The following is an 18,183-nucleotide window of genomic DNA, read 5'->3' on the forward strand; positions in this document are numbered from 1 at the left end:
GACAAAGAACAACACAAATTGGACATCTTTCAGCACCCAACACAACAAACAACACTAACAATCAATTATTTACAAATAACCTTCCATATACACCTTTGGTGACATCCCAAATTCCGATTGAAAGCATTTTGAAAAATAAGAAGCATTGGAGAATCCGACCATATACATCACCTCGGAAACGGTAAACTTTTTTTGCTGTAATAACAGCGCTGCTTTTTTGATACGAATGCTGCGTATATACTCCACCGGTGTATAGCCTGTTAGTTGCTTAATTTTACGATGGAGTTGTCTGGCGGCGACATCCGTGAGCTCACTGAGCCGCTGTACCGAAAATTCCGAATCGTCCAAATTTTCTTCGATCAGCTGCGTCACATTGGTCAGGAATTTTTCATCCGGTGAATGTACAGCTATTGCTTTTGTGGGTTTACTGATTTCGTCGATACGCAACTGAGCTACAATCTTATCTTTCCTATCCAAGAGCTGCAATAGCTGTATCTGGAGCAAGTCCAGATCAAAAGGTTTCGCCATATAAGCATCTATGCCGACGGCAACCCACTCGCGTCTGATCAGCTCATCGTCTTGTGCTGTCAGCAAAATGATCGGAATAGTTGCCGTCACGATATTTTGTCGTAGTTTTTTCACCATTTCAATTCCCCCCATATTGGGCATCATGGCATCCGTGAGAATAATGTCGGGCACAAAACTATGTCCGTCGATCAAGCGTAAGCCCTCGCTACCATCACTCACAATGCAGCAATCGTAATGCGACTGCATGGCATTTCGTAAAAAATCAGCGAGTTCGGCATTATCTTCGACGATCAGTAGCTTTCGTTTAGCCCCTACTGATATGCTATCGGTCGCATCCTTATCGTTTACATGGTCATGTTTCCAACTAAGCGTTACGGCTGTGCCCTTTTGATCGCTCGCTATATCAACGCTCCAGCCCAACTGCTCACAATAACTTTTGACCAGGTACAGACCAACGCCCGTGCCCTGTACAGCACTCACTTCTTTCAGGGAAGAACGATAGAATTTGCTGAAGACATAAGGTAGGTCTTCAGGTGCTATACCAAATCCCGTATCCCGAACGATAAGCTTGACATCCGGACCAATTACTTTCAGCCGCAGTTCCACGCCACCCTCCGGACGATTATACTTACAGGCATTAGCAATGAGGTTGTTGAGAATCGACCCCAATTTGGCTACATCGGTCTGTATAAAAAAGCTCTCTACATCGGCAACACAGTCAATATGGACGGTACTGTACTCGGGAACCTGCTGCCAGTCAGTGATAATTTGCCTGCTATAAGCGACCAGATCCACCTGAGAGGTAAGCAAGCCCTGCAAGGGCGTCTGCTGCTGCTCGACCTGATCAAAAGTCATCAATTCCTGAATGAGATGGCTTATTTTTAAGGCATTTCGATGAACACCGTCCAACTGTTTCTTTTTGTCACTGTTTTTTGTCTGCCGCATCATTTGGCTGACAGGAGCCAAAATCAGACTTAGCGGGGTTTTCAGCTCATGCGACACAGCTGTCAGGAAGTCCATTTTCATCTTTGTGAGCTCAAGTACCTTCCTCCGTTCGCGCCTTTCCCATTTTAGCGTACTGCGAACCCTGAAAAAATTGACGACCCAAAATAGCAGGAAAATAACAATGAGGGCGTAAGCAGTTTTGGCCCAATAGCTTGCATACCATGGATAACGGATCTGAATATGGTAGGTATAAATCTCCGACACAACATGACCAGCGACATCCACTTTAGCCAACTGAAGGTCGTAGTTACCCGAACTTAAGTTGGACAGGAGCACTTTGTTATCACCCCGTTCCATCGGAATCCAGGTTTCATTTTTTCCTTTAAAAGCATAAGCTAGGCGATAGCCCAAATGATTTCCATAATCCAAATCGGAAAATTCAAGCCGAAGGTTATTCTGATCATGCGCCAAAGTGATCTCGTTTTTATACCGTAAGCCATAGTCGTAATTACCGAAACGTTCATTATTGACATACATTGCGGTGAGCACAATCTTTTTGGAACCATCCAGATCCGCTAGCTCATTTTGCGCGGGCAACAGGACCACCTCATCAATTCCGCCCAGCACCACCTGTTCCCGCTCGGCATCGTAGTACATCGAGGATATCCTTTGTCCGTATCTTAACAATTCCGTTTTTAAACTCTGCTTATTAACCTGCCATACCCCAGTACTCGTTGCCAGCCAGATGCTTTCTTTGACCTCGGCCATGGCAGTTACTTCTCCCTTACCAACAGGATCAAAACGAACCAATGTATTTTTCCCGTCCGGAGCAATACGCCTCAATTCGCCATGTTCCCCTACCCACACCGTATGCTGCCCATCCTTCAGCATAAAGGTCGCCTGATCCAATGCATGCCCAGCGCTGTCTTTAAGCTCCGTTATTTTCCCTGTGCCCACATCAATGCTACTGATCCCCTTATTATAGAACAGCGCTAAGATCTTCCCCTTTCCATTGTCAACGATCTGATTGGCAAAATCTTCCAGAAGACCGTCAGCTTTACTGAAATTACGGCTTGCTATGACCGGGCCCTTCGACTCCAATAAACGGCTTCGGTTGACGACAAATATTCCCCCCATATAGGAGGCCACCCAGAGATTATCCTGTCCATCTTGCAAGATGTCGTACGACCATTTCGCATTTCGTCTTCCACTGGCATCGACAATTGTAAAGGTTTTAAACTGTTTCGTATGTGCATCAAACACATTGACGCCACCGTCGGAGGCTATCCACACCAATCCCGTATGATCCTCAAATATATCCCGGATACGGTTGTGTGCCAGACGATAGGTCTTGGCATCCATACGGTACCAGCTACTTTCCGTATTCTTGTCGTCCAGCCCACGTACACGGATCAAACCATTATCGCCTCCCAGCCAATACCAGCCATTGCGATCCTTGTTAATTTTATAAAAACGGTTGCCGTCGCTGCTCGCTGTTAATTGATAGATCGGCAGTATTTTTTCCACCTTGCGGTTGGACCATAAGGAAAATCCCAGGTCTGTACCCAGCCAGATATTTTCCGACCGATCCTTAAAGATACTCCAAACGATGTTATTGGCCAGCGAGTTTCTATTCCGGGAATCATGTTTGATCCGTTTGACCAACTGCTGATCCAGCTGATACGTAAAAAGACCATCATCCGTACCGACAAGCAAGGTGTTGGAATCTTTGGAAGCCATCGCTTTGATGGGATGATTTTGTAATACCGGAGTTTTCTGAAGTGTATGGTTCTTCGTATTATAGCGATACAGGCCATATTCAGTTCCCACATAGGTACTCGCCGATTCCGGAATAGAAAATATAGAATTCACAAATTGATTACTCCCCGGCCTATAATCTGCGAGCGGTAGAGGCACAATATCTTTTTTTGATGGATTTAATTCAAAAAGTCCATTATACGTACCGATTAAGATTCTATCGCCCACCTTTTCCAGTGCATACACGGCGGTTTTTGATTTGTTCTTTGGAAATGAATTCTGATAATCGATAAGTTTACGTGTCTTGGTATTATAGCAATACAAACCACTTATTGAACCTATCCACAAGGTGTCGCCAACAAGGAGCAAAGACCTGACATCTCCAGGTCCCCCTGTCGGAAAAGATTCAAATCGGTCGAACTGATAGTTATAGAGCAGCACTCCCTGCCCTGTCCCCAATGCGAAATGTTTATTATCGATCAACGCAATGCAGTAAACGAAAGTCTGAAAAGGAGATTTGGTCCCCGTGAGCGGCTGTAGCGCATAGCCATCATAATTAAATAACCCATTGTTACTTCCGAGCCAAAGCATCCCCAAGCTATCCTGCGCAAAAGAGTGGACTGTATTTGCATTCGTTCCCAAGGAAATATTGCGAAAAGAGGGATAATCCAGCGATTGCCCGAGAACAGCCGTACCCACGAAGGAACAGACAAATAACCAATAGAAATAAAGAGATTGCATTTTTTATAAGCGCTATACCACAAACTTAATTATTTCAAATGGAATACTGCTTATCCAATCAATTGTACCAAGCGAAAATAGCGTCCTTTACGCCGATGTGCAATTCTTACTTTTCTACCGTTTTCCAGCTGATATTTTTTACCCGGCAATCCTGCCCAATACAAAATTTTTCAAACGAAGCCCTATAGCGGTTGTTCTTTTTAAAAAAGTATATATGGCACATTTAGAAGTAAAACCGAGAAACGGAGCCCCCTGGTGGCTATGGCTGCTGCTTTCACTTATCGCGCTGGGCTTGGTCCTGTATTTTATAAACCGTTACAACAGTGACGCAAGGGTAGATAAACCCACTCCCGATACAAGCATTAACACAACAGCGCCGCAAAGAGATACCCTTTAGACCTCCGTTGCATATAAGAATTGATCACCAAAAAAAATTGAAGACATGGCATTAGAAGAAAAAAAATATAATCATTTAATTGAACTCGGTGGAAGCGATTACGAAATTGTCGATGGCGAACCTGATATCCGGGGCTGGAAAGTAAAGAATGAGGCCGGTCAACTGCTCGGCAAGGTGGATGATCTGCTCTTTGACCCTGAAAGCCAACAGGTCCGTTACATTATAATCGATCTCCATGACGCGGAATTTGTTATTGACGAAGATAAGAAAGTATTGGCCCCCATTGGACTGGCGTCGCTTTACGATGGCACACAGATTCAGGCCAGCAATGAGGAAGCTTACGCCACTCCGCCTGTCGAACCGATCGACCATAGCGTGATCCTAACTATAGACGAAATCCCAACAGAGGAACCCGCAACGGATTATCTGTATAATCCCGCCGATGATGGCGAAGTTGTGGTCATAGCTGTCAGTGAAGATCAGTTAATCCGCTTACCTGCTTACCGACCAGATGAAGTTGATCCGCAAACTGAGCTATCCGTCCGTCATGTGTTTGAAGGTACCGGCGACGTCGGTTTTGTCGTGAGCGACATCAGCTATCACCCGACTGAATTCTATGATCATTATCACTTTAGTGAAGATACGTTCTACAGCGGCGGGAAAAAGACCGAAAGTCTTCCTACAGATCAGAGGCAGCGCACCCGTAGAGTGGCTGCCCGATATGAGCAAGGTGCTGGACATGAGCCGGGTACGCTTGACAATAACAGTGAACTATAGGACAATCAGGTATAACTATTACATCAGGTATAGATAACAGCACTTATCTATACCTAATGTTTATTTATAGCTGTTTTATCGGACCGTATTTCCTGAATTGACTCGTTAAAATACCCAAACCGCCAGTATTTTATAACCTATCTCACAAAATAACTACTGAAATCCCTTTAACGTCATATAAACTGCATTAAAATTGCAGGATTTGGAGAAAATCAATACAAATCGGTTATGAAAGCAACATATAAAATCGTCAACGAAAAGAACAGGCAAACCATCAGGAGGTATTATGAAAAATATAGCTGGTATAAACTTGACCGCGAGGAGCTTACTCAGGAATTACTTATCCGGGGTGGTTTTCTAGCGATTCTTACCTGGTTGCTGTGGTAAACTAAACATACATCGGCGAAGATATCAATTCACAATATCCAAACCATTTGCAGTTCTGTGTTGTCCTATCTGTAAACTTAAATCAACAACACATTGAACAGATTTGCCCGGATTGCTTTAAAAACAATATTGTGGATTATTGGAGGAATAATTACGCTTTTTATTCTTATCGTTTTCCTGCTTCGCCTACCTTCCATACAGAATTATATCGCTGGTAAAGTGACACATTATGTCGAAGGAAAGATCGGCACCCCCGTCAAAATTGGTTACATCAATATCGATTTTCCTAAAAAATTGGTTCTGGAAGATATCTATCTCGAAGATCAAAGTAAGGATACCTTAGTTGCTGGTAAAAGCATTGCGGTCGATATCAATATGCTGAAACTATTAAAGAATACTGTTGAAATCCAAAGCCTGGAAGCCGATGGTATTACCACCAAAATACGTCGTTCTTTGCCCGACAGCAGCTTTAACTTTGACTATATCGTCAAAGCCTTTGCCTCTGAAAAGGAAAGCGAACCAACTGCCGACACAACTTCAGCCCTTCTTTTTAACCTCGATAAGGTTAAGTTTTCAAAAATACATATTGTCTATGCCGATGAGGTTATCGGTACAAGTGCCGATGTGTATCTGGGCAGCATAAATACCAATATTAAAAAATTTGACTTGACCAAGAACATGGCCTTTGACTTACCAAAAATTAAGGTCGACGGGTTAAATGCAACGGTAAAACAATGGAAACCAACAACTGATGGATCTGGCCCTTCGGTTGAAGATTTTGGTATCACCGATAAAACTGCACAAACCACATCCCTCCTTCCTGATGTAGGCATACAGGTAGCCGAGCTCAGTAATGTGCTGTTTCGTTATGAAGATGAATCGAGTGCACTTAAATCTCAATTTATCCTGAAAAACTTCTATGCCGCTATCAATAAGATTGATCTCAACAAAGAATTTGTCGACATCCAAAAGCTCGAGCTCAATGGTTCGGATAATAATGTCCTGCTGGGAAAAATCCAAAAGTCTTCGGTCTCAGCAGCAAAAACTAGCGAAGTTGAAGCCGACAGCAGCAGCGCCACAAAGATGAACTGGGTCGTTTCGGCAAAAGACATTAACATCAATAATACCAGTATCCGATTTAAAGACGACAACCAGCCCCGCATCAAGGGATTCGACTATTTTAACATCCAAATGCCGGGTCTCAAAACCAGGTTGACTGATCTCTACTACAGCGCCGATTCCATCAGTGGATCATTGAAAGAGCTTATCGCTGCCGACCATTCCGGTTTTGTCATCAAGCAGCTGAAGGCTGATTTTAACTATAGCAATACCGGTGCGGAAATTAAAAATCTATATGCCGAAACTCCCCGCACCCTGATTCGAGATTACGTTAAGCTAAGTTATCCTTCTCTGGATATCATCGGCAAAAAGCCAGAACTGATCACGGTCAATGCCAACATCACAAAGAGTTATATTGATATGCGCGATATCCTATTTCTCGCGCCCTTCCTGGACACCATGCAGGTAATGAAGCCGCTGTTGGACAAGAAATTCTATATTGACACCCGCGTAACTGGCCGTGTCGATGATCTGCATATACCGAATATCGATTTTAGGACACTTTCTAATACCCGACTGATTGCTAGTCTTCATTTAAAAGGACTTCCCGACATGAATAAATTGTCGGTAGACCTCAACCTGAAAAAACTTACCACAGGCCGTTCGGATATCGAAAAGCTGGTTTCCAGGTCTATGCTGCCTCAAAATATTGAGCTGCCCAATGCCATCGGACTGAGCGGTACTTTTAAAGGTGGGATGGCATCTTTTAATACAAAACTGGCTTTGGTTACCGAAAAAGGGACTGCTAAATTAGATGGAAGGGTTGCTATGGCCAAGCGCGATACCAGCTATGAGGCATCGGTAAGTGTGCGCAACCTGGACATCGGCAAAATCATGAAGATGGACAGTACCTTGGGGATTCTTTCTTTTGAAGGAAAAATCAAAGGCAGAGGCACAAATCCTAAAAAACTGATTGCCAGTTTTGATGGCAAAGTAAACCGCATGGATGCCATGGGCTACCGCTATCATGATATCGATATGGATCTCTCGGCAGACAAAGGCGCCATTAAAGCATCCGTCAACAGTCCCGACCCGAATATCAAGCTGAAATTGGATGCCACTGCGCAGATGGATGCGACCTATCCCAAAATAGCCTTTGAAATGAACGTCGACAGCATCAACCTACAAAAGTTAAACCTGATGCAGGAAGCTGTCAGCTACCGGGGCAAGCTGAGCGGTAACTTTAGCACTGCAGATCCAGACTTTTTGAATGGCGAAGCACATATTACCAATTCGTTGATCCGATATAACACTGATCGTTATGCACTGGATACTGTCTCCCTCTTGGCCAAGGCCGATACAAGCAGTAATCAGTTGGTATTGCGGTCCGATTTTTTAAATGCCCACTTGGTCGGCAAGTACAAAATGCTGGAACTGCAGAGTGCGGTCCAAGATCACCTGCAAGTGTATTATAAACCCGAAAAGCCGGTTAAGATTCCGCCCTACTCGCCGCAGGTCATCGAATTTTCGGCACAACTTACCCGCAATAAACTCATTCAGGACTTTCTTCCTGAGCTGACGGAAATGAAAGCCATTACCCTGGATGGTCTCTTTAACAGTGCATCGAAAAACCTATCGGCCAAATTAGATGCACCACGCGTGGTCTATGGTGGTACCGAGATCAACAATGTTACCCTAGATATCAACAGTCTGGACAGTGCCCTTTACTATTCGGCCTTAATCAATAAAGTTAAAGTCAGCAGCATTGAACTCACCAACACCGTTTTTAGTGGAAAGGTCGCGCAAAATACGGTTAATCTGGGGCTGTGGATCAAGGATAAGCATGATAAAGAACAATATCATCTGGGAGCCGATATGCAGGCCAAAGATGGTGTATTTGTATTCAGCTTACTACAGGACGGCTTAATGCTCAACTACGATAAGTGGGAAGTGGCGCCCAACAACACCTTAAAATTTGGTAGCGCCGGCCTATTGGCTAATAATTTTGTCCTCAGCAACAAGGGACAGGAACTGCGCATCGCTTCTCAGGACAGCATCCTGAACTCACCAATTGATGTGGCTTTTAAAAACTTCCGCATAGAGACCCTGAGCAAGATGGTCATGAGTGATAGTCTGGATCTTGGCGGCGGTATCAATGGGCAGACTACACTTTCCCGATTGGAAAGCAGTCCAGTGTTTGTGGCAGATCTGACCGTAGATAAGTTTTACTTCGGAAAAGATACCGTGGGCAACGTCAATATCAAAGTCAATAATGAACGCGAAAACACCTACAATGCCCATGTGAGTATTACCGAAAATGGTAACAACCTCCTCCTGAGCGGTGATTTTATCAATCCGCCGCAAGGCGACGCAACGCTCGACTTCACCTTGGACATCGCTCCCCTGACGATGAAGACGATACAGGCATTCAGCATGGGAAATCTGAAGGATGCCAAGGGTAACCTGGAGGGCCAGCTAAAAATAGCAGGATCGCCTTCAAAACCACAGATTAGGGGCGACCTCAATTTCAGGGAAGCCGAGTTCAATGTGGCCATGCTCAATGCCCTATTCAAAGCAAAGGATGAACAGATCCGTTTTGATCAAAATGGAATATCGTTCCCCAAATTTGAACTCGAAGACAGCAAAGGCAATATTGCCCAGGTCAGCGGTTCTGTCAATACCCAAACCTATACCGATTTTGACTTTGACCTCAACATCGTCATGGACAATTTTGAAGTACTAAATTCCACGCAGGCAGACAATGATCTATTTTATGGAAAAATGTTTCTTGGCACCGATCTGCAGATCGGCGGAAATCTAGACAAACCGGTTGTGGACGGAACCATCAAGGTTCTCGACAGCACTGATTTTACCATGGTGATGCCAAACAATGATCCTGGCATGGCCGATCGGAAGGGCGTGGTCGAATTTGTGGATAAACGGGATACGGCTACCGCAAATATGCTTGCCAGATTAGATTCTATGACTGTAACAAAGCTTACAGGAATAGACGTCGATCTGAATCTGCAAACTGATAAGGACGCCAAGTTTAAGATTCTCCTTGACGCCGGTTCGCAGGATGCCCTGAACATTCAGGGCGAGGCTGAATTGAATGCAGGCATGGATGCCAGTGGTAAAATAACGATGTCGGGAACATTTACCGTGGAGGAGGGAAGCTATTCTTTCAGTTTTGGACCTGTGAAAAAAGACTTTACCTTTCAGAAAGGAAGTACGATTACCTGGAATGGAGATCCATTGGATGCACAGCTCAATATTACGGCAGTGTACACCTTGAAAGCACCAACCCTGGAACTGGTTGCGCCACAGCTTGGTACGCAGAACGCAAACTTGTATAAGCAAAAGATACCTTTCGACGTGCTGCTGAAAATTTCAGACCAACTGTTTCAGCCACAGTTGAATTTTGATATCGACCTGAATGCTAATAATGCCATCGTATCACAGGACGTCATCAGTAAGGTAGACAATGCACTGACCACCTTACGTGATAATCCTTCCGATCTCAACAAGCAAGTCTTTTCACTGATTGTGCTAGGGCGTTTTATGTCTGCAAATCCATTTGAGAGCCTTTCCGGAGGTGGCGGCACAGAAGCTCTTGTGCGAAATAGTGTCAGTTCGTTTTTAAGCTCACAGCTGAACAGGCTGGCCTCAGATTTAATTACAGGCGTTGAGCTTGATTTCAACCTGACATCGGAAGATGACTACAGCACCGGAACGGCCCAGACGCGTACCGACCTGAATATCGGCGTCTCCAAAATGCTGCTCAACGACCGCCTGAAGGTCAATATCGGATCTAACTTTGAAGTAGAAGGAAATTCACGTCCCGGTGAAGCTGCCAATAATATCGCCGGCGACATACAGCTGGATTATCAGCTTTCGCAGGACGGGCGCTACTTTGCACGCTTCTACCGCAAAAACCAATATCAGGTCACTTTACAGGGGCAATTTGTCGAAACCGGAATCGGCTTTATCATCACGATGGACTACAACCGATTTAAGGAAATCTTTATGCGTTCCAAAAAGCTCAAGGAATATTATAATACCGGCAGCAAGAAGTTTAGAAAACGTTTTGATGTCGATCGTATGGAGCAGGATTCGGCCTATCGGGACAGTGTACGCACGGTGATCCGTGATAGCCTGATGCTCCATAGTCCGGAATACAGAAAACAGCTAGAAGATCAGCAAAAAGAACAGCAGCGCCGCCAGCAGATAGACAGCACCGCAAACAATGGGCAAAAAAATAGTATGCCTACAAATTCAGATACCATCAGAACCACAGCGATTAAAAATGAAGACGAGGAAAGGAATTACCATGCAAATTAAATTAAAATCGATTATTGGCCTGCTTGCCTTTAGCGGGCTGATTGCTTCCTGTTCGTCGACTAAAAACCTGCCCGAAGGTGAGAGCCTGTACGTGAAGGGGAATGTCAACATCGCATCCGATACCATTTCAAAGAAAAACAAAGAAAAGCTGGCGGCCTACCTAGCTGAATCGCTACGTCCGAAGCCCAACAAGCGCGTTTTGGGGTTGCCCTACAAGCTGTATTTTAACAATATGGCCGGCGACACCGCCAATAGCAATTTTCTGAAACGTTTTCTTAAAAAAATAGGTGAAGAACCCGTACTGCTGAGTGAGGTGAACAGGGAGTACAATGAGAATCTGCTGCGCAACCGGCTTGAGAATATCGGTTTTTTCAATGCGGAAGTTACTTCGGATACAATCGTCGAAAATAAAAAAGCTACGGTAGACTATACCGCCAAGCCCAATCTGATCTACCGGATCAGATCCGTCACTTTTGATGTCGACAGCAGCACGCAGCTGGGACGCGATATCCGCGCAACTTCTGATCGCAGCCTGTTGCAGGTGGGCAAAAATTATAGTCTTGATGTCGTGCTCAATGAACGCGACCGCATCGACAACGTCCTTAAAAATAAGGGTTATTATTATTTTAGCCCAGACTATATTCTGGTGCAGGTAGACAGCACCATCGGGGATCATAAAGTCAACCTCTATGTGACCGTAAAAAAGGAAACGCCCGAACAGGCAAGAACTGCATCCAAAATCAATGAGATCTATATTTTCCCAAACTATACCGAAACCGGAGCTGGCTACCAGCAGTCACCGCGGCATGCCGAACTATTTGACAGCAGTTATTATTTTATTGACCCAAATCATACCTTCCGCAAACCAGTAATTGCCAATCATATCTTTTTCAAGGAGGGCGATCTGTATAACCGCGACGCCCACAACAGGACCATCAGCCACTTGGTGAATCTCAACAGCTGGAAATTTGTCAAAAATAACTTTGTGGACAGCAAGGAGGTACCCAATGCGCTCGATGTATACTATTACCTCACTCCCCTGCCGAAGAAATCCATCCGTGTAGAACTGCTGGGAAAAATGGCTTCCGTCTACAACGGTACGGAAGTGAATGTTAACTGGACCTTACGTAACGCTTTTAAAGGAGCCGAGAAGCTCAATATCAACGTATTTGGGGGCTACGAATTGCAGACGGGTGGCAATGCCGATCTGAACTCAAGCTATTTCCGCTACGGTACCGAGGCCACCCTAACCTTCCCACGCATATTGACACCATTTGGCACCATCAATCCTTCCCGTCAATATATTCCGAATACGTATATCAAGGCAAGGTACGAATTTCTGAACCGGCGCAAAGCCTATACGCTCAATTCCATGGCGCTGAGCTACGGTTATACCTGGCAAGAGAACGAAGAGAAACAGCATGATCTGGCGCTGATGGAAATCACCTATGTACAGCCGAGAGGTATTTCGGAAAGCTACAAGATGCAGATGGATACCATTCCGGCGCTGCGGCATGTAATCGATCCCCAATTCACAATTGGGCCCAATTATAATTTCACCTTTCAGAACACTATGAAGAGGCACCTGCAGAATACCTTTTATTTTAAGGGCAATCTGGACCTGTCGGGCAATATTCTGGGATTGATCAAAGGTGCAGATTTTAACAAGGGGAAAACGTTTAAACTCTTTGACGCCTATTTCTCGCAGTATATCAAAGCCAGTGTGGATGGCAGGCATTATTTCAAGCTCAGCGAAAATTCACAGATCGCATCACGGGTGAGTATAGGGATGAGCTACTCGTATGGCAATTCGCGTTCCCTACCCTATCTTAAGCAATATTATGTGGGCGGACCAAATAGTATCCGTGCGTTTGGCGCACGTGCGATCGGACCCGGCACAGTAGCTCCGGAAAGGTTGGGCAATGGACTTTTCTATGCCGATCAGACAGGCGATATCAAGTTGGAGCTGAATACCGAATACCGGGCAAAAATTGCTGGTCCTGTCCATTGGGCCGCCTTTATCGATGCTGGGAATGTATGGCTGCAGCGGGACGATGAGACCAAACCCGGCGGTAAATTCAGCAAGGATTTCCTGCAGGAACTAGCCGTCGGCGGCGGTTTGGGATTACGGTTTGATTTTACCTTTCTGATCCTGCGTACCGACTTTTCCATCCCGTTCCGTATCCCCTATTTACCGAAGGGCGAGCGTTGGATATTTAAGGATATCGACTTTGGAAGTTCAAGATGGCGAAAAGATAATCTGATGTTTAATCTCGCGATCGGTTATCCATTTTAGTCTGGACATATCAACATAGTGATCAACTAAAATCGAAGTCCTTATGATTAATGAAAATATTCTGGGTATTATTGCTGGTGTCCTTACATCAATTTCTATGCTGCCGCAGCTCATCAAAGTGCTAAAGGAAAAGAATGTGGATGACCTTTCTCCGGTTATGCTACTAACATTAATCATAGGACTTTCCCTATGGGTATGGTACGGCATAATGAAAAGCGAAGTACCGATTATCTATTCAAATAGCTTTGCTGTTCTCGTGAACCTTTGCCTGCTGATCAGTTATCTGATTTATAGAAAAAAGACCTAAAAAAAGGCGGATAACATTGCTGCTATCCGCCTTTAACACGAAAACACTATTCTACAAACCGTTCAACCAACTATTCACCTCATCTTGTGTTTTACCTGTTTTCTTTTGAAGTTTACCGACCAACTCATCTTCTTTGCCCTCTGCATATAGTAAATCATCATCTGTAAGATCCGCATATTGCTGTTTTACCTTACCTTTAATTTCGTTCCAACGACCTTTCCATGTTAATTCGCTCATAATAATTTTCCTTTCGTTTTTTATTAATAGAACAGCCTGCAGCTGGAATCGTTTAAAAAAAAAATGTTATCAAATGTTAAAAAATAGTTACGGTGATTTTACTCCGTTTTATCAATGGTCGTTTCCTCTTCATCGAGCGGTGCTGGCGGGATTTCATCGACATTGCGTTCGATTTCCTGTGTCTCTAAATGGACCGCAAACTCAGAAGGTTCGATGGGTATCGCCATTTCCGTTGCGTACTCCCGCGTGAAAATAGCTCCAAAATAAAGAATTGCAGCGGTATAATATACCCAAAGCAAAATAAGTACAAAAGAACCTGCTGCTCCATAAGTATCCTGCGTTGCCGAACGTTCTAAATAGATTCCGATCAAGTAACGGCCAATCACAAACAGAATGGCTGTAAATAGAGCTCCGGCGCGAACAGTCTTCCATTGAATGTTGACATCGGGTAAGGTCTTAAAGATCACGCTAAAGAGGATCACAATGACCACAAAGGAAATGACAAAATTGATAAGATTCATGAGCACCACAGTGATATCGGGAAAGTAGCGCTGCAGCTGACCTGTCAAGGCCAAGATCACACCATTTATAATTAACGTAACCACCAATAAAAAACCCAGACCAATAACGAGCGACGACGACAGCAACCGGTCCTGGATTAACTTCAGCCAGCCTTTTTTGGGTTTAGGGCGCACATGCCAGATCTTGTTGATGGAGTTTTGCATATCGCCAAAAACCGTGGTTGCACCGATTATCAGGGTCCCGACACTGATCACCAATGCCATATTGGATTTGCCGGATAACTGGAGGTTTTGAATAACCTCTTCAATCTGTTTGGCGGCACTATTGCCTACCAGGCCGTTAAGCTCGGCAAAAACCTTTCCCTGAATAGCATCGGCACCATAAAATATACCGGCCAGCGCGATCATCAAAACCAATATTGGGCCGATGGAAAAAACGGTATAGTACGACAGTGAAGCACTATATTTCATGGAGTCTTCATTTATAAATCCCGATACGGTATTTTTCAGTATCGTCCAATACGTTTGCAGCTTGCTTTTATTTTTCTTTTTTACATCCATCATCGTTATTGTTTTTTAAGGAATTATTTTTTAAAAGTTGTTATCGTTTAAAAAAAAAGAAACTCCTTAAAGAGCCATAAGGTTTGTTTTTTAAAAAAATTAGGCCTAATCTGTACTCATCTGCCCTTACCCTTAAACGGGTCATAGACTCTATTAACCAACCTAAATATCCTAGAAATCAAGCTGTAAGACAAAGATTATTATCATAAAAGAAATAAAGCTAAACTATTGATTAATCTAAGTTGTTCCTCCTAAAAACAACTATTAAGAGCATATGAAAAGTAATCAGAATGACCCCAATATTTTAAATGACCTTATTAAAATCAATAATGACCGCATCGAAGGATACGAGCTGGCTATTGATCTGGCCGACGAGCAGGGCGAAGGTGCCCGGGAAGCTGTGTTCAGAAAGATGATCGGGCAGTCTGAAAAGTTTATTGCCGAACTCAGTCCACTGGTTGAGCTTGCTGGCCAATACGCGACTGACCGGACAAAATTAAGCGGCGAGCTTTTTCGGCTGTGGATGGTGATCAAATCAAAATTATCGGGCGGTAATATGCAAGATTTATTGGAGCATTGTGAGCGCGGCGAGGCAGCGTTCCGAGAGGTTTACGACAAAGCGCTGGCGGAGGAAAACAAGCTGTCTATCGGGGCCAAAAACTTGATCCAGATTCAGCTGAGCCAGCAGCGGGAAGCCCATGAAAACATTAAAATTCTGTGCGGGATCTAGATTTTTTTTGCATCAATGAGTCAATGCAAAAATAGTAAGAAAAAAATAGGCTAGGGAACCAATACCTAGCCTATATAAATACAATAATCTAACTTGCCTAAGTTATCCAAAAAACCACTGTCAGCGCAAGAATGTTTTAAAAAAATTTCTCAAAAATTCCGACTGAGCATCAGTAGCGTCGCCCCTATCGTCGTCAGCAAATTAATACATGAATTAATATCCTAGTTTTGCCAAACGTCCATACATCTCCACAAAAGCGCATTGATCTAACAGCCACTTGGATTTTTGCTTTTTCTCCAAAGTCCAGTCGACATCAAAAAGTCCGTCCTGATCCCTCATCTTATACCATGCACGGTCTAGGTTTTTCGCAAAAATATCAATATAGGTTCTATTTCCGTCCTGTTCAAATAAACTGATATATCCCCTCATCATTACAGCATGGAACCATAAGTTACTATTCTTTAACATTGGAAAAGTATCTTGGTCCGTGGTCTGAAAAAAATACGCTAAACAAGCTTTTGCCAGCTCTTGGGCATCAATCAGATATTTTTTTTCCTTGGTAAGCTTGTAAAGCAACGCTGCTGCTTGCAACATCTGTCCGGAATTATAGGAATACTTGGCCTTACCAATATTTCCGTTGAGCTGAATATTATCCCAATAGAGTTTATCCGTTGGGTCTTGCAGACCTGCCTTTGTCCACGCATAGAGTTGTCGCGCTTCATTCAGATAGTCTCCCTCTTTAGTAGCTTCAAACAGCTTTAGTGCAAATACTGCCGCAGGAGCATTGGAACAGGTATTTTTAGATTCTTTTTTCTGTTCACACCAATAGATTCCACCACCGAGCTTGTCATCCGCACCACTTTTTACAAAAGCCCAGATCTCTTTCGCATGCTTAAGATAATCGACCTTTTTTGTCTGCAGATAACTATCGGCAAAGTCAATACCCAACCAGACGTTATCATCATAAAACCGGTCTGATGGCGGAGCAGAATTGATATAGGAAGCATAACCAACGGGCTCTCTGGAATGATCCCTATATTCCATTAATCCTGGCAGCACGCGTTGGTCCAGGATCTTTTGGTAAAGCGCTTTGTTCTTTGGGAGTTCCATCAATGTGTTTACAGCGGAAAAGCTTCCGGAGAATGGCCATAGGTAAGCATATTTCTTTTGCACGGTCGCCTGTTCGGAATTATCAAGATAATCCGCTTTAAAGGTTTCGTCGAAGGGATATTTCTCGGTCAACAGTTGATTTTTGGTATTTCCATACTTAGCGTAAATAATAGCTAACATTCTTTGGGCACGTTCGGCAGACTGTCCTTTATTGAATTGTCCATAGCCTGTTAAATAGCATAGACCCGACAGCAGCACAGTTGTCGTTATCTTATAGATTTGTCTCATCAGCATATGTATTTTAAGAAGCCGTCGAAACCTTTTGGGTCACGAAGGCTTCTTTGTGTTCATTCCATTATTTTAATTTATTTTCATAGCTTGCTAATCCTTCAAAAAGCATCGCAGCACTTGCATAGGCAGTAATTTCACTATTGCCAATAGGTGGTTGTGCCCAGGATGGACCAAAGAACAGCGTCGGTAGACTTGTTCCCTTGGTCCAGGCAATTTTACCATTATTGACCAAAAATTTCTCAAACTTACTGCGGTAGGCTGCATCAATTCCTTCCTGATTTAAATAGTCTACAAAATATCGTATAAATATCCCTTTAAACAATGCGCCGTCGCCACTTCCCTCGTCGCGCAAAATATTATTCCCGCCATCGATACAACGTGTGATTGTGTAATAACTAATTTTTTGCGCATCAACCAGATAAAGCTGATCTTTAGTAATCTTAAAAAGCTCCACTGCGGTACCAAGGAACGTCCCCTGATTATAAGTCAGTGTTGTCATATCCACATTACCTGTCTGACCATTAATATTGTCATAAACAGCGCCCGTTGACGGATTGTACAGTGTTGCTTTTTGCCATTCGTAGATCTTCTTGGCCCAGGTCAGATAGTTTTCATCTTTTGTCAAACGATATAGTCTAGCTGCCAGAATACTAGCTGGCCCATTCGAGCAAGCATTTTTGCTATAGCGCATATCTTTCTTCCAAGCCAATCCACCGCCTGCATATTGCTCATCCCATGCGCCAGCAATATCTGTCCATAAAAGCAATACCGTGTCGAGGTATTTTTGATCCTTGGTAATTTCATATAAACGCAATATGGTCAGTGCATTCCATTCCATGTCATCATAGAATACGTTATAATAGGTATTGCCATTTTTGATCTTCACACCTTCAAACCATTTGCTGAAATAGGCACTATATCTGCTGTCCTTCGTTCGTAGATAGGCATCGATAACAACATCCATCGCATGTGCATTGGGCCAATATTGAAATCCCAGATCGGATTGATTGATCGCATTGTTAAAATACCCGGACTCATTCCAGAATCCGGCAATCATCTTATCGGAAACCTGCGTTGCAATAGTTGTCCAGCTTTCCTGTACAGTGTCGTCATAGGGGTAGCTGTCCTCAATCTTGGTGCATCCTAAGAGTAGAAACAATAGGGATGACAGTATAATCATTTTATTCATCGGGTCTC

Annotated in this window: 12 protein-coding genes; 7 read left to right on the top strand and 5 right to left on the bottom strand. The window is 43.7% G+C overall.

Annotated elements, in window-relative coordinates:
• Positions 1–69: 69 nt before the first annotated feature.
• Entirely contained in the window at positions 70–3,972 is a 3,903-nt protein-coding gene (locus BV902_RS20905; RefSeq protein ID WP_075993602.1) for a hybrid sensor histidine kinase/response regulator transcription factor, read from the bottom strand.
• 214 nt (positions 3,973–4,186) lie between these two features.
• On the opposite strand from BV902_RS20905, the gene BV902_RS27465 reads away from it, so the two are divergent.
• The 6 genes from BV902_RS27465 to BV902_RS20930 all read left to right on the top strand — a co-directional run bounded on the left by BV902_RS27465 (position 4,187) and on the right by BV902_RS20930 (position 13,536).
• The gene (locus BV902_RS27465) at positions 4,187–4,369 is read left to right on the top strand and encodes a hypothetical protein (RefSeq protein WP_157626159.1); all 183 of its coding nucleotides are present in this window, start codon (positions 4,187–4,189) and stop codon (positions 4,367–4,369) included.
• A gap of 45 nt (positions 4,370–4,414) precedes the next feature.
• Positions 4,415–5,146 (top strand): PRC-barrel domain-containing protein, encoded by a 732-nt coding sequence (locus tag BV902_RS20915; protein WP_075993604.1) that lies wholly within the window; start codon positions 4,415–4,417, stop codon positions 5,144–5,146.
• Between the two features lie 228 nt (positions 5,147–5,374).
• Entirely contained in the window at positions 5,375–5,533 is a 159-nt protein-coding gene (locus BV902_RS27470; RefSeq protein WP_153847830.1) for a hypothetical protein, read from the top strand.
• Positions 5,534–5,626: 93 nt separating this feature from the next.
• Positions 5,627–10,933, top strand: a complete 5,307-nt coding sequence (locus BV902_RS20920) for a translocation/assembly module TamB domain-containing protein (protein WP_075993605.1) — start codon at positions 5,627–5,629, stop codon at positions 10,931–10,933.
• Positions 10,899–13,229 (top strand): translocation and assembly module lipoprotein TamL, encoded by a 2,331-nt coding sequence (tamL, locus tag BV902_RS20925; RefSeq protein ID WP_075993606.1) that lies wholly within the window; start codon positions 10,899–10,901, stop codon positions 13,227–13,229. The genes BV902_RS20920 and tamL overlap by 35 nt, the downstream gene beginning before the upstream one ends.
• A gap of 43 nt (positions 13,230–13,272) precedes the next feature.
• Entirely contained in the window at positions 13,273–13,536 is a 264-nt protein-coding gene (locus BV902_RS20930) for a SemiSWEET transporter (RefSeq protein WP_075993607.1), read from the top strand.
• A gap of 51 nt (positions 13,537–13,587) precedes the next feature.
• On the opposite strand, the gene BV902_RS20935 is transcribed toward BV902_RS20930, so the two are convergent.
• Positions 13,588–13,773 carry a CsbD family protein gene (locus BV902_RS20935; protein WP_046675215.1) on the bottom strand — a complete coding sequence of 62 codons (186 nt, stop codon included), beginning with the start codon at positions 13,771–13,773 and terminating at the stop codon, positions 13,588–13,590.
• 98 nt (positions 13,774–13,871) lie between these two features.
• Entirely contained in the window at positions 13,872–14,858 is a 987-nt protein-coding gene (locus BV902_RS20940) for a YihY/virulence factor BrkB family protein (protein ID WP_083663704.1), read from the bottom strand.
• Between the two features lie 271 nt (positions 14,859–15,129).
• Here BV902_RS20940 and BV902_RS20945 point away from each other — a divergent pair, with 271 nt between their 5' ends.
• Entirely contained in the window at positions 15,130–15,585 is a 456-nt protein-coding gene (locus tag BV902_RS20945; protein WP_075993608.1) for a PA2169 family four-helix-bundle protein, read from the top strand.
• Between the two features lie 213 nt (positions 15,586–15,798).
• On the opposite strand, the gene BV902_RS20950 is transcribed toward BV902_RS20945, so the two are convergent.
• Positions 15,799–16,983 carry a glycoside hydrolase family 76 protein gene (locus BV902_RS20950; protein ID WP_075994909.1) on the bottom strand — a complete coding sequence of 395 codons (1,185 nt, stop codon included), beginning with the start codon at positions 16,981–16,983 and terminating at the stop codon, positions 15,799–15,801.
• 67 nt (positions 16,984–17,050) lie between these two features.
• Entirely contained in the window at positions 17,051–18,175 is a 1,125-nt protein-coding gene (locus BV902_RS20955) for a glycoside hydrolase family 76 protein (protein ID WP_075993609.1), read from the bottom strand.
• Positions 18,176–18,183: the final 8 nt, after the last annotated feature.

Origin of the sequence: Sphingobacterium sp. B29, assembly GCF_001952815.1 — a bacterium.
Classification (GTDB): Bacteria; Bacteroidota; Bacteroidia; order Sphingobacteriales; family Sphingobacteriaceae; genus Sphingobacterium; species Sphingobacterium siyangense.